General features: G+C 44.5%; 22 protein-coding genes. 9 read left to right on the top strand and 13 right to left on the bottom strand.

Annotation, left to right across the window (positions count from 1 at the left end):
• Positions 1-41: 41 nt before the first annotated feature.
• The 3 genes from AC13DA_RS15435 to AC13DA_RS15445 all read left to right on the top strand — a co-directional run bounded on the left by AC13DA_RS15435 (position 42) and on the right by AC13DA_RS15445 (position 2,316).
• Entirely contained in the window at positions 42-1,412 is a 1,371-nt protein-coding gene (locus AC13DA_RS15435) for an NAD(P)-binding domain-containing protein (RefSeq protein WP_007144064.1), read from the top strand.
• 26 nt (positions 1,413-1,438) lie between these two features.
• Positions 1,439-1,786: a cupin domain-containing protein gene (locus AC13DA_RS15440; protein ID WP_284451503.1), complete on the top strand. Its 348-nt coding sequence runs from the start codon at positions 1,439-1,441 to the stop codon at positions 1,784-1,786.
• A 77-nt stretch (positions 1,787-1,863) separates the two neighbouring features.
• On the top strand, positions 1,864-2,316 hold the full coding sequence (locus tag AC13DA_RS15445) for an MOSC domain-containing protein (protein WP_284451502.1): 453 nt from the start codon (positions 1,864-1,866) through the stop codon (positions 2,314-2,316).
• 37 nt (positions 2,317-2,353) lie between these two features.
• On the opposite strand, the gene AC13DA_RS15450 is transcribed toward AC13DA_RS15445, so the two are convergent.
• The 3 genes from AC13DA_RS15450 to AC13DA_RS15460 form a co-directional block, all read right to left on the bottom strand.
• Complete coding sequence (locus AC13DA_RS15450) at positions 2,354-3,028, bottom strand: type 1 glutamine amidotransferase (protein ID WP_284451501.1); 675 nt, start codon at positions 3,026-3,028, stop codon at positions 2,354-2,356.
• A gap of 202 nt (positions 3,029-3,230) precedes the next feature.
• A complete protein-coding gene (locus AC13DA_RS15455; RefSeq protein WP_284451500.1) occupies positions 3,231-3,836 on the bottom strand; it encodes a LysE family translocator in 606 nt (201 codons plus the stop codon).
• Positions 3,833-4,348 carry a DinB family protein gene (locus AC13DA_RS15460; RefSeq protein ID WP_284451499.1) on the bottom strand — a complete coding sequence of 172 codons (516 nt, stop codon included), beginning with the start codon at positions 4,346-4,348 and terminating at the stop codon, positions 3,833-3,835. The genes AC13DA_RS15455 and AC13DA_RS15460 overlap by 4 nt, the downstream gene beginning before the upstream one ends.
• A 159-nt stretch (positions 4,349-4,507) precedes the next feature.
• Between AC13DA_RS15460 and AC13DA_RS15465 the strand changes: the two genes are divergently transcribed.
• From AC13DA_RS15465 to AC13DA_RS15475, 3 genes are all read left to right on the top strand, one after another.
• Positions 4,508-5,056 carry a sigma-70 family RNA polymerase sigma factor gene (locus AC13DA_RS15465; RefSeq protein WP_284451498.1) on the top strand — a complete coding sequence of 183 codons (549 nt, stop codon included), beginning with the start codon at positions 4,508-4,510 and terminating at the stop codon, positions 5,054-5,056.
• A 3-nt stretch (positions 5,057-5,059) separates the two neighbouring features.
• Positions 5,060-6,043: a FecR domain-containing protein gene (locus AC13DA_RS15470; protein ID WP_284451497.1), complete on the top strand. Its 984-nt coding sequence runs from the start codon at positions 5,060-5,062 to the stop codon at positions 6,041-6,043.
• A gap of 99 nt (positions 6,044-6,142) precedes the next feature.
• Positions 6,143-8,551 (top strand): TonB-dependent siderophore receptor, encoded by a 2,409-nt coding sequence (locus tag AC13DA_RS15475; RefSeq protein ID WP_284451496.1) that lies wholly within the window; start codon positions 6,143-6,145, stop codon positions 8,549-8,551.
• A gap of 46 nt (positions 8,552-8,597) precedes the next feature.
• On the opposite strand, the gene AC13DA_RS15480 is transcribed toward AC13DA_RS15475, so the two are convergent.
• Both AC13DA_RS15480 and AC13DA_RS15485 read right to left on the bottom strand, forming a co-directional pair.
• Entirely contained in the window at positions 8,598-9,434 is an 837-nt protein-coding gene (locus AC13DA_RS15480) for a 23S rRNA (adenine(2030)-N(6))-methyltransferase RlmJ (RefSeq protein ID WP_284451495.1), read from the bottom strand.
• A 160-nt stretch (positions 9,435-9,594) separates the two neighbouring features.
• Complete coding sequence (locus tag AC13DA_RS15485; RefSeq protein ID WP_284451494.1) at positions 9,595-11,091, bottom strand: sensor domain-containing diguanylate cyclase; 1,497 nt, start codon at positions 11,089-11,091, stop codon at positions 9,595-9,597.
• A gap of 424 nt (positions 11,092-11,515) precedes the next feature.
• On the opposite strand from AC13DA_RS15485, the gene AC13DA_RS15490 reads away from it, so the two are divergent.
• Positions 11,516-11,743 carry a hypothetical protein gene (locus tag AC13DA_RS15490; RefSeq protein ID WP_284451493.1) on the top strand — a complete coding sequence of 76 codons (228 nt, stop codon included), beginning with the start codon at positions 11,516-11,518 and terminating at the stop codon, positions 11,741-11,743.
• Positions 11,744-12,033: 290 nt separating this feature from the next.
• Here AC13DA_RS15490 and AC13DA_RS15495 read toward each other — a convergent pair whose 3' ends face one another.
• The 6 genes from AC13DA_RS15495 to AC13DA_RS15520 all read right to left on the bottom strand — a co-directional run bounded on the left by AC13DA_RS15495 (position 12,034) and on the right by AC13DA_RS15520 (position 16,986).
• The gene (locus tag AC13DA_RS15495) at positions 12,034-12,807 is read right to left on the bottom strand and encodes a hypothetical protein (protein WP_284451492.1); all 774 of its coding nucleotides are present in this window, start codon (positions 12,805-12,807) and stop codon (positions 12,034-12,036) included.
• 232 nt (positions 12,808-13,039) lie between these two features.
• Positions 13,040-13,474, bottom strand: coding sequence for a hypothetical protein (locus AC13DA_RS15500; RefSeq protein WP_284451491.1), 435 nt, complete (start codon positions 13,472-13,474; stop codon positions 13,040-13,042).
• A gap of 1 nt (position 13,475) precedes the next feature.
• Positions 13,476-14,372, bottom strand: a complete 897-nt coding sequence (locus AC13DA_RS15505; protein WP_284451490.1) for a lipid kinase — start codon at positions 14,370-14,372, stop codon at positions 13,476-13,478.
• Positions 14,373-14,389: 17 nt separating this feature from the next.
• Positions 14,390-15,184 (bottom strand): DUF1206 domain-containing protein, encoded by a 795-nt coding sequence (locus AC13DA_RS15510; protein WP_284451489.1) that lies wholly within the window; start codon positions 15,182-15,184, stop codon positions 14,390-14,392.
• Positions 15,177-15,890: a phosphatase PAP2 family protein gene (locus AC13DA_RS15515; RefSeq protein ID WP_284451488.1), complete on the bottom strand. Its 714-nt coding sequence runs from the start codon at positions 15,888-15,890 to the stop codon at positions 15,177-15,179. The genes AC13DA_RS15510 and AC13DA_RS15515 overlap by 8 nt, the downstream gene beginning before the upstream one ends.
• A 310-nt stretch (positions 15,891-16,200) precedes the next feature.
• Positions 16,201-16,986, bottom strand: a complete 786-nt coding sequence (locus AC13DA_RS15520; RefSeq protein WP_284451487.1) for a response regulator transcription factor — start codon at positions 16,984-16,986, stop codon at positions 16,201-16,203.
• A gap of 333 nt (positions 16,987-17,319) precedes the next feature.
• Here AC13DA_RS15520 and AC13DA_RS15525 point away from each other — a divergent pair, with 333 nt between their 5' ends.
• Positions 17,320-18,960, top strand: a complete 1,641-nt coding sequence (locus AC13DA_RS15525) for an inverse autotransporter beta domain-containing protein (protein WP_284451486.1) — start codon at positions 17,320-17,322, stop codon at positions 18,958-18,960.
• Positions 18,961-19,148: 188 nt separating this feature from the next.
• Here AC13DA_RS15525 and AC13DA_RS15530 read toward each other — a convergent pair whose 3' ends face one another.
• On the bottom strand, positions 19,149-20,237 hold the full coding sequence (locus AC13DA_RS15530; RefSeq protein WP_284451485.1) for a M23 family metallopeptidase: 1,089 nt from the start codon (positions 20,235-20,237) through the stop codon (positions 19,149-19,151).
• Positions 20,238-20,415: 178 nt separating this feature from the next.
• Complete coding sequence (locus AC13DA_RS15535) at positions 20,416-21,138, bottom strand: hypothetical protein (RefSeq protein WP_284451484.1); 723 nt, start codon at positions 21,136-21,138, stop codon at positions 20,416-20,418.
• Between the two features lie 231 nt (positions 21,139-21,369).
• Between AC13DA_RS15535 and AC13DA_RS15540 the strand changes: the two genes are divergently transcribed.
• Positions 21,370-22,002 carry an SDR family oxidoreductase gene (locus AC13DA_RS15540; RefSeq protein WP_284451483.1) on the top strand — a complete coding sequence of 211 codons (633 nt, stop codon included), beginning with the start codon at positions 21,370-21,372 and terminating at the stop codon, positions 22,000-22,002.
• Positions 22,003-22,008: the final 6 nt, after the last annotated feature.

Genomic DNA, 22,008 nt, shown 5'->3' on the forward strand with positions numbered 1-22,008 from the left:
GCAGCATGATTGACTAAATAACACTGTATGGAGAGACCCCTATGGCAACTCGTATTGCGATACTTGGTGCAGGCCCAAGTGGTATGGCACAACTCAGAGCATTCCAATCCGCCCAGGAAAAAGGTGCTGAGATCCCTGAACTCGTTTGTTTTGAAAAACAAGCTGATTGGGGCGGCCAGTGGAATTACACATGGCGCACTGGCTTAGATGAAAATGGCGAACCTGTTCACAGCAGTATGTATCGCTATCTGTGGTCAAACGGCCCGAAAGAATGTCTTGAATTTGCTGATTACACGTTTGACGAACACTTTGGTAAGCCCATCGCCTCTTATCCACCCCGTGAAGTCTTATGGGACTATATTAAAGGCCGTGTTGAAAAAGCCGGCGTCAGAAAATATATCCGTTTTAATACCGCTGTTCGTCATGTTGAATTCAACGAAGACAGCCAAACTTTTACCGTCACCGTGCAGGATCATACTACTGACACGATTTATTCTGAAGAGTTTGATTATGTTGTCTGTTGTACCGGTCACTTCTCAACACCTTACGTGCCTGAATTTGAAGGCTTTGAAAAATTTGGTGGCCGCATTCTGCATGCCCATGACTTCCGTGACGCATTAGAATTTAAAGACAAAACTGTATTACTGGTCGGCAGCAGTTACTCAGCTGAAGATATCGGCTCACAATGTTACAAATACGGCGCGAAAAAACTGATCAGCTGCTACCGTACCGCACCGATGGGTTATAAATGGCCTGAAAACTGGGATGAAAGACCCAACCTGGTTCGTGTTGATACTGAAAACGCTTATTTTGCCGATGGTTCATCAGAAAAAGTCGATGCGATTATTCTGTGTACCGGTTATATCCATCACTTCCCCTTCCTCAATGACGATCTGCGTCTGGTCACCAATAATCGTTTATGGCCGCTCAACCTTTATAAAGGCGTGGTCTGGGAAGATAATCCAAAATTCTTCTACATTGGCATGCAGGATCAATGGTACAGCTTCAATATGTTTGATGCCCAAGCCTGGTATGCCCGTGATGTGATTATGGGTCGACTGCCATTGCCATCAAAAGAAGAGATGAAAGCCGACAGCATGGCCTGGCGTGAAAAAGAACTGACGCTGGTTACGGCTGAAGAAATGTACACCTACCAGGGTGACTACATTCAGAATCTGATTGATATGACTGACTATCCGTCATTTGATATTCCGGCAACCAACAAAACTTTCCTGGAATGGAAACATCACAAAAAAGAAAACATCATGACTTTCCGTGACCACTCATACCGTTCACTGATGACTGGCACGATGGCACCGAAACATCACACGCCATGGATAGATGCACTGGATGACTCACTGGAAGCTTATCTCTCAGATAAGAGCGAAATTCCTGTAGCGAAAGAAGCGTAAACAATTTATCTTAACTGGAGAACATCATGACAAGCGTCACCAAGATTATCGATAAAACGGTCGATCCGATTGAATCCGATCTGGATGGCTGGGTAAAACAGGTGGGTAATCCCACCATGAAAACCTGGATCGAATATAAAAGTGAAGATGGCAGCATTTTATCAGGTCGCTGGGAAGCGACTGAAGGCACCTATCATGCAACATATGGTGGCTGGGAATTTGTGCACATTATGGCGGGTAAAGCCATTGTGACCGCTGAAGGCGGTGAGCCTCTCAGCCTGAGTGCAGGCGAATCAATGGTCTTCGAAAAAACCTTTGTCGGTACTTGGGAAATTATTGAACCGATTACCAAACATTTTGTGCTGAAACTCTAGTTGAAGGCATTTAAACGATCTGTTCCTTGGAGTGAATGTCTTTGGCGTTCACTCCTTTTTTTATGCAGGAGCTTACCTTGATTCATACGATTTTTATTGCTGAGAACAGTCTTGGAGAGCAGGTTCAGGTCAAGAAAATTGATCTGATCACAGGGAAAGGTATCGTCGGTGACCGTAACTTTGATCGTGCTCAATGGCCAGGTCAGAACATTACTTTTATTGAAATAGAAGAAATCGAAGCCTTTAACAATAATTATCAGCAACGCATCCAACTCGCTGATACACGTCGTAATATTATCACCCAAGGTATTCGCCTCAATGACCTGGTTGGTAAAGAATTTTCTATAGGGAATGTTCGTTTCAAAGGTGTTGAACTTTGCGAACCCTGTGCCACATTGGGCAAATTACTGGGGAATGACACACTGGCAGCAAAAGACGTCGTAAAAGCCTTTGTGCATAAAAGCGGCTTACGTGCCGATGTGCTCACTGATGGGGAAATCCATACCGGTATGAGGTTTGACGTTATATAAACGGTGTAGCGACCTAAGCCGTCGCTACACCCTTGATTTAATCATTCATCTGATGCAGTAACGCAAAAATCGCTTCACGGCTTTGTTGCAGGTAAGGCGCGTCATCAAATAACTCGGCTTCACTCTGTACATATTCCCCATCAGGTAATGACTTTTCAACAGCATAAAACGCATCAACCGTCCCATGCTCAGCTTCTAAGTGAAACTGTAATGCCCAGACGTATTTGCCCAAATGAAAGCCCTGATAGGGGGTAATCAAACTACTGGCAAAAGGAATCGCATTGACTGGCAATTCAAAACACTCACCATGCCAGCTTAATGGCTCAAACGAATCCGGCATCCAGGTAGCGGTATCATCCGTCTTAGTCACCGTATGCCAGCCAATTTCCTGCTGCTCATTCTGGTAGACCTTAGCCCCCATTGCACAGGCAATCAGTTGTCCACCCAAGCAAATGCCCAGTACTTTTTTACCAGCTTCAATCGCGTCTTTAATCAGCTTTTTCTCAGCAGGTAACCACGGATAAGTGTCTTCATCATTCACACTCATCGGGCCCCCCATAATCAATAACCAGTCAAAGGTATCAATCGTCGGTAATGCTTCATTAAAATCAAGACGATAGGTCTGTAACTCAAATTCTTTATCCGCAAACCAACCCTGCATTGAGCCAATCCATTCACCCTCTGCATGCTGCAAAATGGCTACTTTCTGCACTGTAAATACTCCGTAAACTTTTTCTTTCAGAGACGCTGCTTCACTTAATACCTGTCAGCCATCCCATGGATTAATGATCGTATCGATCACGCTAAATAACTGTTATGGCTAGAATAGTTGAAGATGAAATTGAAAGAAACAGCCCTGACTCATCTTTGCCGAAATCCGATACATTTCTTTAAAACATGACGAAGATAGTCAACTATTTCAGTGCTAATGACACATCCAAGATCACTGGCATCACAGAAATAGCCAATAACATTCCCATACTCAGATTAATCAGTCGCATCGCTTTATTCGAATGAATAAAAGAACGTGAAGCATGACCAAGATATAACCACAACGAAAGACAAATCGCTGTAACCACTAAAAACATAACGGCCATCAATACAATATTTCCCCATCCTGAATCCAGCGAGGAATAAGTCGTCACGGCACCAATGGCAATAATCCAGGCTTTGGGATTTAACCATTGGAAAATCATTCCCCCCAACACAGACATCGGTTTTTGTTGAATACCGGTGTTGGAAGACGGTTTTTGGGTGGCGATCAACCAGGCCAAATAGAGTAAATAGACAATGCCAACGACTTTTAACACCAGATGCAATACAGGGTATTGGTTAAATAGTGTGTTCAAGCCCATACCGATGGCCAGTAACATCAATGGAAAGCCAAAACACACCCCCAAATAAAACGGCAGGGTACGTTTAACCCCGTAGTGCAGCACCGAGTTTAGAATCATGATGTTATTCGGACCTGGCGTAATGGTGGACGCAATTGCAAATAATAAAAACGCCGTTACATTCATACACTGATCTCAGGCATAAATAATAAATCTGTCACCCCGACATCGACACCTGCCTGGTTCAGTGCAGTGGTGATTTGTCCCCGATGATGGGTTTGATGGTTAAAAAAATGAATAATCGCCTGAGTGAAATCGACATTCTTTTCGGCAGCAGCTGCCAGACTGGTATAGACCAAGCGTTCTGGCAGAACTGTCTCCTCCAGTGAAGCTGCCCAATCAAGTATCTTCAGATCTAATTCATCACGCGCTTTTTTTAGCTCCGTGAACTCACTGTAAAGTTCCTGATCCAATGCCTTCAGATCAGCTGAAGGAATCTGACCTTTAAATCGGTCTAGCCACATCCGATCGCACAACAATAGATGATTTAAGGTGCCATGAATGGATTTGAAAAACAGCCCACGGCCCGCCTTGCGATCCTGATCGTTTAATTGACTGGCTGCCAGATAAACAGACTGGTTCATCCATTGATTATAGCGCGCCATTAATTCTGCATAAGTCGCGATATCCAGCTTCATCACAAGCTCCTCCATTGAGAGCAAAAAAGCAGATTATAAATCATTTCATTCTGCTTTTTTCAATTCAAAATAACCACATAGCGCTATTGCATGCTTAGCTTGATTACCGATATAATGATATTGATTCTCATTATCAAACTATTCATTACAGGAGCCATTGTGGCAGTTTCAAAGCCCGTCCAAGCTGACGTTACATCGCTTTATACTCATCACCATGGATGGCTTCAAAGCTGGTTATATCAACGCCTTGGCAATACTTCAGAAGCTGCAGACTTAGCCCAGGATACCTTTTTACGCCTGCTTACCAGCTCCTCGAAACGTCATTTCGATACCATAGCTCAAGCACGGGGATACCTTAGAACGACCGCACAAAACTTATGTTTTGATTTATGGCGACGACAAGAGATCGAGCGTGCATGGAAAGAAACTCTGGCAAGCTACCCTGAAGAATCAGCCCCTTCAGCTGAAAGACAAGCCAGCGTGCTTGAGGCACTGGAAGAAATCAGTCTGATGTTGAGCAGCTTACCTACAAAAGCAGCCAGAGCATTTCTGTTAGCCGTGGTCTGCCAGATGACTGATGCTGAAACTGCCAAAGAACTTGGTGTCTCAGATCGAATGGTAAGAAAGTATGTCGCCAAATCCATGCTCGCTTGTCTCAAACTACATGCCTCACGTACTTCTGCTGACTTACGTGTAGAGCAGTATTAACGCATGAGCACCGCCTTTCCATCTCATCACACATTGGAGCAGGCTGCCGAATGGTTTGCCTTGCTTCGTGATGGGTATGCCAGTGAACGAGATAAAGAGCGCTGGCAAAATTGGCTAACGGCAAATGAAGAGCATTGCTTTGCCTGGCAATTTGTCGAAGATATCAGCGGTAGCTTTGATACCCTAAGGCATACACCCAGCCCAAGGCATACAGCGGAGAAACTCAGTAAGGCCAATCAGCGTTTAAAACAGCGGCGGCGTTTACTGACTGGATTTACCACATTGGCAGGTTTGGGATTCATTAGCTGGGTAAGCTGGCAACGTCAGTGGATGCCTGCATCTATCATGGCAATGACTGCCGACTATCAGACTGCCATTGGTCAACAACATCTGGTTTTAGCTGATGGTACTGAGCTTTGGCTCAACTCAAACACTGCCATCAATATCCATTACACGGCAAAGCAACGTGAAGTCGAACTGGTCAGTGGCGAGCTGTTTGTTGCCACAGCAAAAGAGCCTAATCGACCTTTCTCGGTACGTACTCAACACGGTCAACTCAGACCGTTAGGCACACGTTTTAATGTATTGCAGACTGACAATGGCATTAAGTTAGCGGTATATCAGGGCGCTGTTGAAATCCAAACCCGACGCTCCTTACAGACTCAACGCGTGAATGCAGGACAGCAAACACATTTCACACAGCATCATATCAGTCAGAATAATCATGCTGACCCAGCTCGCGAGGTCTGGACTTCGGGTATTTTATTAACAGAAGACCGTCCTCTGGCAGATGTCATCGCAGAGCTCAGTCGTCATCGTCATGGCTATATCAATGTAGCTGATGATGTGGCGGATTTAAAAGTTTATGGCAGCTTTCCTTTAAATAATACCGACCAGGCTTTAGCTATGCTCAGCCATGTATTACCCATTGAAGTGACCCACCCTTTGCCTTGGTGGGTCAATATCAAGTCTAAAAAACAATCATAAAATCAATAATGTGAAAATTATTTTCAAAAACAGGTTCCGGGTTTTGTGCTCTTAGCAGTTCATATCAGTAGTTCAAGACTAATCAAGAGGAATCCTGTCATGGTGCCAAAAACACACCACACCCCTTTACCCAAACTCAAACCGCTTTTTCTATCCATGCATCTGCTTATAGTGAGTGGATTCATTGTTGCTACCAGCACCACTGACGTACTGGCTGACACATCAACCACGCAAGCTACACAACACTATTCCATCCCCGCGGGTCCATTAAGTAAAGCTCTGACACAGTTTTCAGCCAGAGCGGGCATTTATCTGGTGGGTGCCACTGAATTAGCAAAAGGTAAACAAAGCCAGGGGCTCAATGCCACAATGACTGTTGATGCTGCACTGGCCACACTGCTGCAAGGCACGGGGTTAAAAGCCGTAAGACAACAAGATAATAGCTATGCACTTGAACAAGACACCGCCTCTCTCGATGGACAGACACTGGAGTTACCCACTGTTGAAGTTAAGGGACAGTCTGTAGCAAACGGTCAGGCCAGTAATGCTTACCGAGTCAGTTCTGTCAGTAGCGGTGCTTTAGGCACAACAACCTTACAAAATACCCCTTTCACCATAGAAAGCTTTTCTCAGGATTACATCGAAAACACGCAGGCACGCTCAATTTCTGATGTGACAAAATTTGATGCCGCAGTCAGTCTCTCTGCTAGTAACTTCCTCGGCGAAAACAATTCCTTCAATATTCGTGGTATCACACCCGACTTTGATACAGGACAAAAAATAGATGGTTTGAATTTACGTAGCCGTGCCAAAGATTTTCCACTTGAACATGTGGAACGTGTGGAAATCCTCAAAGGTGCCGGTGGCTTTCTTTATGGCTTTGGTGCACCAGGAGGCATTATTAACTATGTGTTAAAACGTCCAACCGATGAGTTTACTGCCAGCCTCAATACACAAGTCATGGATAGTGGTTTGTTTCTGGTTCATGGCGATGTCGGCGGTCGCTGGGGGCCCGACGACCAGTTTGGTTTCCGTGTAAATGCGGTGCGTGAGGCCGGGGATACGTATATTGAAGATGGCAGCTCATACCGAAAATCTGCTTCTATCGCTTTAGACTGGCGAATTACTCCAGATTTGCTATGGCAGGTGAATGCACTGGAAGCCAGCCGTAAAAGTTATGGCGGTTATTTTTATGTATTGCCAGCATCCAGCTCCGACATTATCAAACCCATTGATGGTGACAAACGTATCGCACCTGATTGGACACGGTATGAATCCGGACACAAAACCTATACCACGGACTTGAGCTGGCAGTTTCTTGATAATTGGAACAACAAGCTCTCCTATGGTTACTCCAGTAACTACCGTAATCCATTGATGCCAGTTATTAGTTCTGATGCAGATGGCAACTATTCAGCAACCCTTTATAACTACAATAATGTGTTTAAAAGCCACCAAATACAAGATGTGATTAGTGGGTTCTTTGAAACAGGCTTTATCCAACATAATTTGAATATTGGTTATTCTCATACTCGTACTATTTCTTCAAACAGTACGGGATTGGGATTAAGCCAATACTCACTAGGGACGGGTAATCTATCTAATCCGACTGAGTTTATTCAGCCAGTCCAACACCGGCCTTATAGTGATGCCAAATTTAACGAGTATTCCAGCATAACCCGTAAGGAAATCTTTATTTCCGATACCTTGCATCTGGGTGACCAATGGGATCTGATCTTAGGTATTCGTCGCGGTACGCTGGATGATAAATACGGCGACTATAAAGAAAGTGCTAATACGCCGACACTGGCAGCGATCTTCCGACCGATTGAGTGGATGTCAATTTATGCCAGCTATATTGAGGCCTTTGAAGAAGGCGCTGTTGCACCAGCAACGACCGTTAATGCCTTTGAAGTATTTGAACCATTGGTAAGCAAGCAATACGAGATCGGCATGAAAGTCGATCAAGATAACTGGTCAGCCAATCTTGCTGTATTTAAGCTGGAAAAAGGACTCACCTATACAGATACAAGCACTAATGTCTTTAGCCAGGATGGCCAAGCTCATTATGAAGGCGTGGAGTTATCAGCCAAAACCAAGCTGACGCCAGATTGGATGGTATCGGCCAGTGCCATGTTATTGGATGCCACCAACAAAAAAACCACGGATGAAGCAATGGAAGGGCAAAATATGCAAGGCGTTGCAGAAAAACAATTACGCCTCTACACCGAGTACCACATTCCCAATACCTACTTCACGGTAACGGGTGGATCGCAATATACAGGCAAACGCCCGGTGGATGCCTACGGCCAATCGTATGTCGGCTCCGTTACGCTGTTTGATCTAGGTGGCCGTTATGAAATAAAAGTGAATAATCATCCACTCACTATCCGACTGAATATTGAAAACTTAACGGACGAAGCTTACTGGCTGACCTCAGCAGGTAGCAATGGCATCGCTCAGGGCATGCCACGCACGGTGAAATTAGGGGCTCAATTAGACTTTTAAAAGCAGGCCGTATACAACCCGCTGCTCTGGTCAGCGGGTTGTATAACTACTGTGCCACCAGCGTATCAGCCCGATAAAACGCACCTGCATTTTCACCCAATACTTTCACTAATTTGGGCAGTAATGCCGTCATGGTCTCCATCAATTGCCAGGATGGATTGATGACATACATGCCTGATGAAGTCATACCACGCGTGGAAGCATCAGCATCTAAACCCAGTTCATAGCGTTGTATATGAGTGATACCACTATTAATCAACTGTTTATCCAGGCGGTTAATACGTGACCTGTCGACCACCGGATACCAGATTGCATATGTACCCGTAGCAAACTTTTTGTGGGCTTTCTCGACCGTATGAAACACCTCATCGTAATCCGATTTGATCTCATAAGACGGGTCAATCAACACCAATGCCCGACGTGACTCCGGCGGTAATAAACTCAGCAAACCTTTCAAGCCATCTTCTCGCCGAACACGAGCCTGCTTATATTGGCGCAGGTTATTGGTCAGAAATACACTATCTTCCGAATGCAACTCAAAACACCATGCCTGATCCTGAGCACGTAAATATTGCATCGCCAATAAGGGTGAGCCAGGGTAAAACGTCAGATCATTGCCATCATTCACCGTATTCACTGCCGTCTGATACGCCGCCAACTCTGGCCAGTCCAGATGAAACACCTTAGCAATACCTTTCTGATATTCCTGAAGTTTTTCTGCATGGTCTGAACGCAGGTGATATAGCCCCGCCCCTGAATGGGTATCAATATAACTAAAGGCTTTCTCTTTTTTCACCATGTGCTGAAGCAACTCAATCAGCACGATATGTTTTAACACATCCGCGAAATTACCCGCATGGTATGAATGACGATAACTTAACAAAGCAGAATCCTATAGAGATCAATGACATTATTCTGCAAATTATGCCTGTTAGTTACCGGTTTGAGTGGAAATTGTTGTAAGACTTAAATAATCCATGACAAAAAGTCTGCCAATTGATTCTATCCGGCGGAATCTAACCTCATTCGCTCATCAAAACGACTTATTTATACTCATTTTGAAACAGCCTGACCCTATTTCGACCATTTCTCTTGGCTTCGTACATAGCAAAATCAGCACAATTTAACAGCCCATCCTCTTCCGTGCTGTGCAGTGGGTAAAGTGCAACACCAATGCTGGCACCGACACTGACGGTTAAACCCTCAAATGTCATGAAGCTTTGTAAAGCTTCCAGTACTTTCTCACCGACTTGCAAGGCGGCCTGCTCATCAGTGACTTTATGCAGCAAAACGACAAACTCATCACCGCCAAGTCTGGCGACTGAATCAGGCTTACGCAGACATGAACGGATTCGTTCGGCGCACTCAATCAAAACCGCATCACCGACATCGTGTCCGTAGCTATCGTTGATAGGTTTGAACTCATCCAAATCGATAAACATTAACGCTAAAGCGTATTTATCGCGTTCAGCCATCGTCATCGCCAAGTGCAGTCGTTCTCTAAACAAGATTCGATTTGGTAATCCAGTCAAAGCATCATGATGAGCGAGATGCTGCGCATGTTCTTCCATGACTTTTCTATCAGTAATATCGTAAAACCAGCCCAAGATCATTTGCTTGCTGTGATATTCAATTTGAAGATAGGAAGCGAGAACCCATTTTGTAGTTTGTTGACTCTCAGTGACATTGAGCTCAACTAACTGATTGTTAATCTGCTGCCCACGCTCAATTAACTTCACCGTCTCATCATATTCGACTTTATTCGCGTAATAACGTCGAAGCTTGAGACCTAAAGCTTCCTGATGTTTCTTGTTAATTAAAGCGGCATAACTTTTATTGGCAAACACCACTTCTTGAGTACGGATATCGATAATAGATGCGGCAATCGGGCTGAAGTCCAACATCATTCTCAAGCGTGATTCGCTCTCTAATGCTTTGATGCGTAACCTGGCATTTTCCATAAACGTTTCGCCTGACTTTCTTGCCACAAGAAAGACAAAAAACAAAAACAATAACAGCATGGCGCTCATGCCATATGTGATGGGTTCACCTTCCTGAATAAGCAGCAAAATATGAGGGATCATCGTCGGAAGAACAAAAGCCACCACCGACCTTCGATCAACTGAGAGTGAAGCCATACCGCCCGAAGACAATCCGCCAATGGTGAATGATAAGAATGTCTGATAAGCCATGCTATCCAGCGGCATGAGGATCACGCCACCTACACCCCAAATGCTGCCGGTGACTAAAATACTGAAACGAAAATACTGTATCCAGCGAGCCTGATTACGCTCTGTTTTGTCCTCATCTCTCTGCCAGTAAACCAACAAAACGCATCGTGAAATCAGAACCATCAGCAATACCGCATACCAACTTAATGAGGTTGAAATGGGAATCACAGGAAGTTGAACAATAATCAGTATCAAGCCCACCGTGGCATTGATAGTGATAGAAAAAATGCTGCCAGAAAAAAGCATTTTGACTTTCTGTTCTAAAACGCTTTCAACGTAAACTGGCTGGTCTGATTCGTTCTGGCACATATGGCAGCCTAAACAGCTCTTCTAAAACGAACGTATGTTTCAGTTTTCACACATACTCTCCCAGCATTTTTGTTTGGGTAAGTTCATCTTATACCCGTATGTAAATAGAAGCCACAGAAGCAATCACTCTATTTACCTCACTCTGAATAAAGCATGCATCTATTGGTAGGAAACCCAGTTAATTGTTTTCAAGGGTTTATTTTGCTAGGGTAAATTTGTAGTAGCGGTAGAATAAAATCCGTTTGGCAATGACTTATTTTTACCACCCATATAATCAATTACATATTTGATAAAATCATTTTGGCAAAAGCTATACCGCCTTAGCGGTTATCTATCTCACTCACCTTAAAGTTATCAAACAAGTCATTCCATACTCTTGTAATAGCGAGAAGTCCTTTTTTCACTAACTCAAGGAAATAGCACAATGACACTACACAAAACAGACACAGAAATATCAACAAACCTTTCGAGTATTATTGCGACTTCGATGAGGCTCTCAGATGAAGAAGAAAAAGAAGCAGAAGAAACGCCTGAAGCGCCAAAGCCCTCAGAAGGGACATATCAACCAGACGATCCTGACGAGAAAAAACAGAAAGATGCCGAAAAAGCACCGATTATGCCTCAACCACCAACGCCGCCATCAAGGCACTAATCATTCAGATCAATAAGGTCCGTGTTTGATTTAAAAACCGGCCTATCCCCTTAATGCTTCAGTGACAGTCATAAGGTTTCGAACCCGCATGGCAACATTTTCCTGGAGGACTGTCTTTACGACAGCCTCCGCTGTGAGCGAATGCCGTTGTGGTAAAGACTAAAATTGAAACCAGTAATACGAATTTTCTCATAGAAGCCTCCCAAACCATCATCGACATATAAATAGTATCTAAGGCCAGAAATCAAACACTCTGACCCTATTGATTCCGTCCTTTGTTGAGGGGTTTGTTATGCGTCAACACCGCGCCCCTCTTTTTGATTTTTATAACCATTGAAAGCTGCTTGAAACAACACTGGGTCGCTATGTACATCTTTAAGTTGGCAGTTTATTGTCCCCTGCCTTGTGATTACCCGTTGTTCATCAATGCTATTCAGGCTGCAGGATGGATGTGAGAAACGCCACTCGAAACCACCGAATACAAATACAAAGAAATCATGTTGCCCTACTGAGTCTGCATAAGGGGAAATTATGAATGCTTTTGACTCTCGGGTGGATCGTTGGTCATGATTAATCCAAAGAAGACTCATGATGCAGCCGTACTCATTTTCTTTGAGTGGTTCAAGGTCGTATAACGCCTGCCTGAGTCGTTCTTCTTCAGATGGGATTAATTTGATTTCGGAGTATATGCTCTCCGTGCTGATTGAGGCGCGCCATAGTACTGACAGCTGAAATAATTTTAATTTTTCGTAATTAACACCAGAAAAACATCTGGATTTTTCTTGTTTTGTTATGGTTACGCCAATGTTGCTTGGATTTTGCAGGCACAGTTTTGCTGCGTAGTTTTCTAAATTAATTGATAGTTTTTGTTCGCAATCCCAGCAAAGTAACTCTTCAGTATAGGTGTCTTGTCCGTATTGGTTATTGTTATTTTTTATAGAAATGTACAGGCCGTTTTTCTTTCCTTTTGTGCGTCCTTTAACTTTTCGCCAAAAAGCGTCGGGGATGACATGAGATTTTTCCAAGGATTCTTTCGGCTTTTGGCAAAGCTTGCATATTTTCATGGATCGCCCTTGACGTATAACAGCATGTTTTATGAGGCCACTGGCCTCATAATAAATATTAAACAGGCGGCCTTATAATTGATTTTAAACAAGTGTAACACGTTGATTATTAATGAAAGTCATTTTTTATTTAGAGAATTAAAAGACCAACAGTTTTTGCAAAGGGTGAAAAATAGTGCCGGCATATTTCATCTTCTGGTTCAGTTTTAATATCAAACTGTAGCATTCTGCTTTAATCTCCAGCTAAACGTGCTTTTGAACTTTTCAAATGTTGATTGAGTGCATCTAACTGTTGCTTGGTATCTTTTGAGTGTTCGCCCAGTGTGGTGGTGTTCACAAGGTTGACGAGAATCTCGTCCTTTTCAAGGCATTTATCTTCAATGGCACGTTTAGGGTCGTCAGCAAAAAGCTGGGTTAATTTTCCGCCTATTTCTTCGATCCATTCTTTATCGGCATCTGGTGTCGATGGCAGGTCACCCAGTTCTTTAATGATGTGCTGAAATGACTCGATAAACGTCTCGCGTTCATCAGCAATAGTAAACAGCGAGTGTTGGATATTTTCTGCTGATAATTGCTCACCCATCGCACGGTAGAAGTCAGCAGTTTGTATGATTAATTTGAGAATTTCCAGGGCATCAGCCTGAGCATCTGTTCGTATTATCGACATATTAATCGGCTCCAGAATCGGTAGGTATGTCCCCGACAAGTGCATCTATCGCATCAGGGATGATTTCAAATTCGGCAGGGGTGGTGGTTTTAGACTCTCCATCGGCTTCCAGCTCTTTGGATTTCGAGGTGTGAATACTGAATTTTTGGGCGGATTGACGCACGATATGGCGCTCATTGTCCTTTACCCCCAGACGTAAATTCGGCCCTAATAATAACAACCGCCACCATGGTCTCGGCTTGATAAAAAACAGATGAAGTTGACCGTTTAATAAGGTCGAACGCTGATCAACAATATTACCCCCACCGTAATATCGACCATTGCCCACGGCAAGATGAATTACCCGTGTTGAGCATTGCCAGTCATCTGTTTTGATATCCACTTTAAAGCTTTTGTTTTGTTTGATTGCTTTGAAAAAAGCACCTAAATAAGCAAACACACCAAACCATTTCTTGCTGTCTGAACTCAGTTCTCGCGTCACATCCACGCCCAGCCCGATATGAGCAACATTTACAAAGAAGTGATTATTCACCTTGCCCAGACTTATACGTTCACGTTTCCCGTCAATAATGACTTGTGCTGCTGCGGATAAATCTTCTGACACCCCCAGCGATCGCGCCAAGTCATTGGCTGTTCCCATCGGGAGAATTGCCATGGTACGTTGATACTTGTAGATCGCTTCGAGGGCCGTACTAATCGTGCCATCACCACCAGCAAGCACTACCACGCCATCGACACGTTCATAATTTTCAATGAGCTTCACCAAGTGAGACTCGCTTTCGGTTTCTTTAGCAGAGACTTCAATACCAGCAGATTCCAGGAGTTGTATAGCTTTTTCCAAACCCTCTTCACTGCCATTTCGGCTATGGGGATTAATCAGAATCAAGGCATGCTGCATAACGTTATTCCCTGTATTTAAGTCGCTTCATTCTCGATTCGGCGATATATGGCTTCAAGCAAACTATAAAGACCAAAGGCAAATAAACCGATAGCGATTATCATGGTGAGCGAGCTGCCAAATGGCGTTGTGCGTAGCCATTCAAGCGCATCGCCAATGCCTTTATTTTCACTGGTGCCAGAGATAAATGCTGAACGCAGAATAATCCAGCCAATAATGCACCAAACCACCCCTCTTGAAATTAAGCCAAACTGACAGACTTTTATAATCCAGCCATAGTGCGTGTCTGGCATCGCCATGTATTTCTCAAACCGAGCTGTAAACCCTTTAATAAAGTGGGCAATCCCTACACCGACCAAAACCACACCAATAAGACCAAAGAGTATGGCGGTGATCTCTGATCCCAAATATTCCGTTAGGTTATAAGACGCAGCCTTACCTGAAGAATCATCTTTATCTGTAAGCAGTAAGGTGACCGTCCAATAGCAAAGTATGCTGTGAGTGATGGCACTGACGATCAACCCCGTTCGTATCAGCATGCCCTTCCACGAATGGCCGTGTTCATCCGTATCTTTGATGCCTTGAGTAAAACGCCAAATAACGTAGCCCAGCAATCCGACAACAAGCATCACTAATAATGCCTTACCAAATGGCTGATGCTTTAAATTAAGAATAGCGCCTTTGCTACTGGCTTCCTCATCCCCAAAACCAAGCACGGATAGAAATGCCAATGCTCCAATAGTGAGATAAATAATGCCTCTCGCGGCATAGCCCATTCGTGCCAGCAACTGGTAGCTAGTCGAGTTAATCAATGTGATGACTCACTGGTTCACTGTCGATTTTTTCATTAACAAACTGACGTGACAGATACCAACACATCAGGGCCCACGCCGAGCCAACCGTCCAGCCGGCCACCACATCAGTCGGCCAATGCACGCCTAAATAGACTCGGCTGATACCCACCAGTAAGGTCAGTAACACGGAGGTACAGATGATCAGCAATTTCACTCGCCAACTTGTTTGGAACTGTGCAAGCAAGGCACCGAGTGTGAGGTAAGTACTGGCTGACAACATAGAGTGCCCACTGGGAAAGCTTGATGTATAAACCAAAGTCGCATGCGTGACCAAATCAGGTCGGGCACGATCAAAACCACTTTTCAGCATAAAGCTGGCAAGTAATGCACCGCCGGTAGCCAGCAGCACAACAAGAGCCAGTTTACGTTTATGAATCAGTAATAAAAAAATCATCACCCAGACACTGAGTAAGGTGAGAACGGTGTTTCCACCCAATGCTGTGATGTCCTTACCGACTTGCTCCAGCCAGGGAGGCCCAAGCAGATCTTCAGGATTATCGGGGTTACGCAATGACAGCAGAATCTTTTCATCCATGGCGAGCGTTTCGCCCTCTGTCACCTCATCGGCCACTTCCATAAACAACCACATTGAGCCAGATATCAGCAACAACACGATCCAAAAAGCGATTTCTCGTCGTCCTAACCATGTCAGTATCTTTTGCATACGCGTCCTTATCACTGCGAAAGTTCAGAATGGATACCCTATATACAAATATCCGCTTCGTCACTAACCTGCATAAAACCATGATGACAAGCAACCATAAGGACACACTATAAATTGGATCTTTGAGGGTTAATTTTGGACTAGAAAAACCTATAACTAAATTTACCATCCAGGGCAAATCTGTCATTACCTAGATTGTGGCGTTCTAATCCTGAGCGATTTTTCAGTTCTCATGATGCCTGACGAGCTCGTGCTTCAGCGGCGTTTCAAGCAGAATAATATGCTCAGTTACTTTTCTTACATAGAGAATTTATTCTTGCGTTTCGCCAAGCCACAATGAAATAAGCCCATTGCGACCACGCACACCAAATTTGCGACAAATACGAACGCAATATGTGTGAACCGTACTTTGACTCAAACCCAACTCGTCCGCGATCTCATTCTCAGTTTTATTCGTCAACAAGCCTGTCAGTACTCGACGCTCTGATGGTGTAAGCTTCTCTTCAGCGAGATAAATTCCATAATGCAATGTGACTTGTTTTTGGAACCACTTTGTCGGACGCACGGCATAATCCAATAACTGGCGCTCTGCTTTACCAAAATTCACCCAGTCTTTACCTCCACGTTCAAATATCATCCATGATTCCACATCAGGGCTAATCGGTGTGGCAACAAAGATCACATCACGAATATCAAATGGCACAAACAGCTTTTTATAAATCTCCGACTCAAACCACTCTGGTGGCACCATCTCATGTTTAATATTGATTCTGAATGTGCCGGCATTCTTAAGGTTAGCAAGAATACTGGGATCAACCTGACCACTATCAAGCCTACGATAATGTTCTTTGCGAACAGCTTCACGTTCGGCGGTATGATGCAGGTAATAATTATGGCGCGCTCGCCAGCCAGAGGCAGGGTCGTTTTCAGCGATAGCGTCAATTCTTAACGAGCCTATCCAATAGGCTTGTTGGGCACCGACCAGTTCGGCCAGTCTTTGCAGTGTGGTATCCAGCATTTCCAATGAGCGAGATGCACTGCTAGCCGCCATATCATCCCAAAGTTGATGAATGGCTTGTTTTTGAGCGTCTTCCATGTGTGTTTCTATAGTTAATTGTCAAAAGTGTCACTAATCAGTGACTATCACCGCGTTGTGTCTTTACCTAATATGCATGTCTGAATTTTCGCTTTAACAAGCAAAACCATTCCAGCCAGATTGTTAAACCGTTTGTTCTAACCGAATAACAACTTTTTTGTTCTGGAAAATCTTTGATTTGTCAAAACTCTGTCAGTATTTTCGGCGAAAAAGCAAAAATATGCTGCATTACATACCCGATAATGCACGGCTAAAGACATGGATGCAACTCTCCACAGTCTCAATGTTCATGTTCAGCCAGTAACAATGAAAACTTAGAAGTAAGGAACATTGATGAACAAAACACTGCTTTCTCTCATGCTCACTGCCAGCCTTGCCGCTAGCTCAACGGTCCAGGCTGAAACAGCACCCTCAACGGAAAAGTGGCAGCCACGCATCGACTTCGAAGGCAAACTCGGTAATGAACGCAGCCTGGGTGAAGCAGATTTACTGGTCCCGCTTTGGCAAAGCAATGACAGCCTACTGTTTGCCAATCTGCGCGGCCGAATGGATAACGATGACAGTTACGAAGGCAACATCGGTGTCGGTCTTCGGCACATGCTGAACAATGGCTGGAATCTCGGTGGTTATGGCTATTTTGACCGTCGTAAAAGCCCGTATGACAATTTCTTCAACCAAGTGACCCTGGGTTTTGAAGCCCTGTCGATGGACTGGGATTTACGCGCCAATGCCTATATCCCCGTGGGGAAAACCAGCTACTTTGAAGAGAGTTTAGGCACTGCGGATTTTTCCGGCACGACCATCACCTACCGCGCCGGTGAAGAACGCTCCATGAGCGGCTACGATGCTGAAATCGGTTGGCGTATACCGGTATTTTCACTCGAAGACGACAAACAACTACGCGTCTATGCCGGTGGCTACCGTTTTACCGACAGCCAGGCAGACACCATCCAGGGACCACGCGCTCGACTGGAAATGAAGTTCAATGCGTTGCCTTTCTTATCGAGAGGTTCGCGTTTGTCGCTGGGGCTGGAATACCAGCATGACGATCCGCGTGGCAGTCAGCGTTTTGCTATGTTGCGACTCAGCATCCCTTTAGGCGGTACAAAGGCTAAAACAAGTCGGGCGCTGACAGCCATGGAACAACGAATGACAGATCCTGTTGTCCGTGATGTCGATGTGGTCAGCCAGGGAGGCAGCTACGGTGCGCCCGAGGTGATTCGCGAAACCGCCGATGGCAAACGCATTGTGCTGTTTGATAACAATGTTAATGCCAGTAATTTCAGTACCGCCATTGCGAACGCGGGTGACAATGCTACCGTCATCCTGAACGGTGATTACACCGGGGTAAACACCCTGGCGATAGTACAGCCAGGCCAGCAGATTTTGGGAGCTGCAAACCTCAGGGTCAAAACCCCTTCTGGTAGAAGCGTGAACATTACTACGCCATCAGCCAGTATCTCTGGCTCAGGCAGTAATGGCGGCCTTGGTGGCGGAAAGCGGTTTTTTGATATGGCAGATAACAGCAGTCTTATCGGTATCGATGCCAAAATAACCAGTTCATCTTCAGCAAAGATAGTTCAGATAGAGGGCAAAGAAAATGTCAATATTCTAAATAACACATTTACCACGGTTAGTGATAGTGAATCTACTGCCAGCGGTTTAGCGATTGATAATAGCCGTAATGTCTCCATACGCAATAACACTATCAACATTATCGCCAATGGCGGAAATGGTCAGGCCACAGCCTTTATCGGTAATAACGCCAATATCGACTTTTCAAACAACACGCTGAATATGGGAGGCACCTCCTCAGTGAGCAGGTGGTATACATATTTTTTCGCTGGCAGCGTGACGGTTAATAACCTCTCTGGCACAGGTAATACTTCAAACCACGTCAAATGTCATTTCAATAATAGTTTCTATACCGTTACCGGCTCAATTGAAACCAATGGCAATATCAGCTGCCCCTAAGTTAAATAGCATTGGGCTGTAAAAACGTTTGTTTCTTTGCCAGTCCAACACCAGCACTGCTGTTTTATGCGCCGATGGCGTATTCAAAAAGATATCTGGTTCAAAGTCCTGATGCATTTAACTCAGGACTTTGGTTCTTATTGCTCGCTCATCTAAAAATAATGAAATCTATATTGTTTAGACGATGCTCAGCTTGCAGGCAATTCTGGCTCAGGCTTCAAAAACGGCTCAGGATCAACAGGGCCACCAGCGTAAATCCCAAAGTGAAGATGAGGCGGTGTGGTTCTGGCATTACCCGTGTTACCCACATAGCCGATAACCTCACCTTTTTTAACTTTATCACCTGATTCGACAGCAAACTCATCCAGATGAGCGTAGTAATACCGGGCACTGCCTAAACCAAACATCCCACCTGATAACCAGATATGTTTACCTCCCAACCCACCCGTGTCAGTTCGGGCAACCCCATCAATGACAGCCGTAATCGGTGTGCCCTTTTTGGCAAAGATATCAACGCCGTGATGTTTCCTGGCACCACCATCACGCGGATCACCAAAGATGCTGCCAATATCACGCTGCTTTGCCCCATCTACCGGGAAAAGTAATGAACCGCCAGTAGCCATGGCTAAGGAATAGTCGACTTTGGCGAATAACTCGGGTTGCAGCACAATGCGATAATCCCCTGCTATTGAAATAACACGACTCTTGGTGTCGCCATTAGCATCAAGATCGGTGACAGTAGTCCATTCTTTGTCCTTTTTTTTGCGTCGTTCCAGGCTGGCATATAAACGACTATCAGCCGTATCCAGTCGTGCAAGTTGCCACACCAGCTTTTCTCCTCGCTCTAGCGTCACCTGATAGATATGCGCTTCAACTTTATCTTCTTCAAAAGTGTCATTGGTGTGATATTGGTTTCCTGCTTGTATTGGCCTATCACTGGCATGATCAACAGCATGTATCCAGCGTTGGCCTAGTGGGCTATCTAATAATCCTGCCACCCGTAAACGCCAAATGAATAAATCTCGGGGCGACCAACCGAACAGTTCGAATGCGATGTAATTAATCGTATTTTCACCACTTTCAATGGCATTTTGTCGTAAGTCGTCACGAACAGTTAGCAGAACAAGCAACACTATTAACAGAGCAAAAAGTAACCAGCCACGTAGAAGCCGTTTGGATGACCTGTTTACAGGCTGTTCATCAGCAACCTGATTTATCTGACTCTGATCTGACTTAAACGATTGCTCGTTGTCAGATGCTTCGCTCGGATCATTCATACCGATATTTCACCTACTGTCTTGTGAACGCCCTGTTAAGACAACTGTAAGGTGAAATGCTCGCAGATGTATTGATGAAGGTTAAAGTGTCGAATTAAACCACTGACTCAAAAATCTTGACCCATTGCTTATTTCAACATCGATAACAAATACCGTTCAAATCAACCCGAGGAAAAGATCACTGGTATTGATTGACCACCGCCGTCATATCTCTGAAACCTTTGGGTGGTTGATAGTCTCTGAGTGTCTTGGTTTTTGTTTCTGACCACCTTGCACCATTACTATCGACATAATAAATCGTATCGCCCTCACGTTTTATCGCGTAATGACGGTAGGCATCAGACAAGTTAGGGTTCGTAAAAACAAAGCCATTGACGATGTTTAACGGTACATCCTTATCGACACCGTGTTGATAACTGGCATAGCCGGTATTGACCTTCCACCAATAGAAATCATAGCGACTCGCCTGATTTTTATACTGCATTGCCCGTATTTCCAGCGTATTCCCTTTTTTGGTTTCTTCAGCCCAATAACCATCCAGCTCAGCGGCTTTGATTTCTGGTGCAGGAATAAATCTATAGCGATTATTATTGAAACTCAGCACTGGCTCGTTCCAGTCAATAGTGGCGGTCATTGCTTTATTAAATGTGCTGCTGTTTTTGCTCCGCAACAATGTGAATTCATTGCCGTTAAGCTCGACCTGATATCGATCATCTGCCTTCAAATCACCCGTTGTAGAAAAAGTCGCCATATCGCCATCAATCGCTAATACCCCTCTACCTGATGTTTCCACCCAAAACCCATTCAGGTTTCTCTCTTTCTGCGATTCGGCAAACACATTATGACTCACAGCTATCAATGTCATACATGCCAGTACCAGCACTGTCAGTCTTTCTCTCATACCTACTCCTGATGATGTTAAATCTAGTATTGTTTTCTTGATCACTCTCGCTTAACACCAACATATTTATTTTCTGTTTTAATCCAAGGCGCCTTCAGCTTGGCTGATGCCGAGATTGTTAAGTGATCATGACTTTTTCTATATTATTTCTACCGGATTGATACGCCAGGGTCACTGGTATTTCTTCCGTAATAAATAGACACTGATCACCTGTTCAGACTAGGAGAAAGTATGCAAACGGTTGTTATCTTCGGTGCCGCCAGTGGTTTAGGCGCTGCCATGGTGGAGTATTTTCATGATCAAGGTCTTCAAGTAATAGCTGTAGTCAGAGATCCGTCTAAAAATCCACGATTAGCTGAACTGAAATTACAGTCGCTAAGTTGTGATGCCACGATTCAATCGCAGGTAGAACAAACGGTTTCCAACCTGCCAAAAGAGGCTTGGGTCGTCTCAACGATGGGCAGTTACCGAGCCGATGTACCGGTGGATTATATCGGTCATCGCTACTTGATTAATGCATTGGAAACCCACGGTATTAAACGCTTTCTATTGGTGACATCACTGGGTTGTGGCGACTCATGGCAGTATTTGTCCGAACGTTCTAAACAAGGCTTTGGGGCAGCCGCAAGAGAGAAATCACTGGCGGAGTCCTGGCTACAAACCAGTACGCTTGATTACACCATTCTGCGTCCTGGCGGTCTGAAAGACGGTGATATCACTCACACCGGCCAGCTCTCACAACATCAAGAAGTCCATGGTTTAATTCACCGAAAAGAAGTGGCGAGACTGGCCCATGAGCTACTCGATACTAAACAGAGTTTGGGCCAGATCTATCAATGTATCGATCCGAAGCTAAGCTGGTAAATCAAA

Source organism: Methylophaga sp. F-2 (assembly GCF_056859315.1).

Coding starts and splice junctions, on each gene's coding strand:
- AC13DA_RS15530 (WP_284451485.1), bottom strand. CDS start 20,237: ATGAATGATCCGAGCGAAGCATCTGACAACGAGCAATCGTTTAAGTCA.
- AC13DA_RS15485 (WP_284451494.1), bottom strand. CDS start 11,091: ATGTGCCAGAACGAATCAGACCAGCCAGTTTACGTTGAAAGCGTTTTA.
- AC13DA_RS15505 (WP_284451490.1), bottom strand. CDS start 14,372: ATGCAGCATGCCTTGATTCTGATTAATCCCCATAGCCGAAATGGCAGT.
- AC13DA_RS15515 (WP_284451488.1), bottom strand. CDS start 15,890: ATGCAAAAGATACTGACATGGTTAGGACGACGAGAAATCGCTTTTTGG.
- AC13DA_RS15455 (WP_284451500.1), bottom strand. CDS start 3,836: ATGAATGTAACGGCGTTTTTATTATTTGCAATTGCGTCCACCATTACG.
- AC13DA_RS15435 (WP_007144064.1), top strand. CDS start 42: ATGGCAACTCGTATTGCGATACTTGGTGCAGGCCCAAGTGGTATGGCA.
- AC13DA_RS15525 (WP_284451486.1), top strand. CDS start 17,320: ATGAACAAAACACTGCTTTCTCTCATGCTCACTGCCAGCCTTGCCGCT.
- AC13DA_RS15500 (WP_284451491.1), bottom strand. CDS start 13,474: ATGTCGATAATACGAACAGATGCTCAGGCTGATGCCCTGGAAATTCTC.
- AC13DA_RS15535 (WP_284451484.1), bottom strand. CDS start 21,138: ATGAGAGAAAGACTGACAGTGCTGGTACTGGCATGTATGACATTGATA.
- AC13DA_RS15490 (WP_284451493.1), top strand. CDS start 11,516: ATGACACTACACAAAACAGACACAGAAATATCAACAAACCTTTCGAGT.
- AC13DA_RS15495 (WP_284451492.1), bottom strand. CDS start 12,807: ATGAAAATATGCAAGCTTTGCCAAAAGCCGAAAGAATCCTTGGAAAAA.
- AC13DA_RS15460 (WP_284451499.1), bottom strand. CDS start 4,348: ATGAAGCTGGATATCGCGACTTATGCAGAATTAATGGCGCGCTATAAT.
- AC13DA_RS15440 (WP_284451503.1), top strand. CDS start 1,439: ATGACAAGCGTCACCAAGATTATCGATAAAACGGTCGATCCGATTGAA.
- AC13DA_RS15540 (WP_284451483.1), top strand. CDS start 21,370: ATGCAAACGGTTGTTATCTTCGGTGCCGCCAGTGGTTTAGGCGCTGCC.
- AC13DA_RS15470 (WP_284451497.1), top strand. CDS start 5,060: ATGAGCACCGCCTTTCCATCTCATCACACATTGGAGCAGGCTGCCGAA.
- AC13DA_RS15475 (WP_284451496.1), top strand. CDS start 6,143: ATGGTGCCAAAAACACACCACACCCCTTTACCCAAACTCAAACCGCTT.
- AC13DA_RS15520 (WP_284451487.1), bottom strand. CDS start 16,986: ATGGAAGACGCTCAAAAACAAGCCATTCATCAACTTTGGGATGATATG.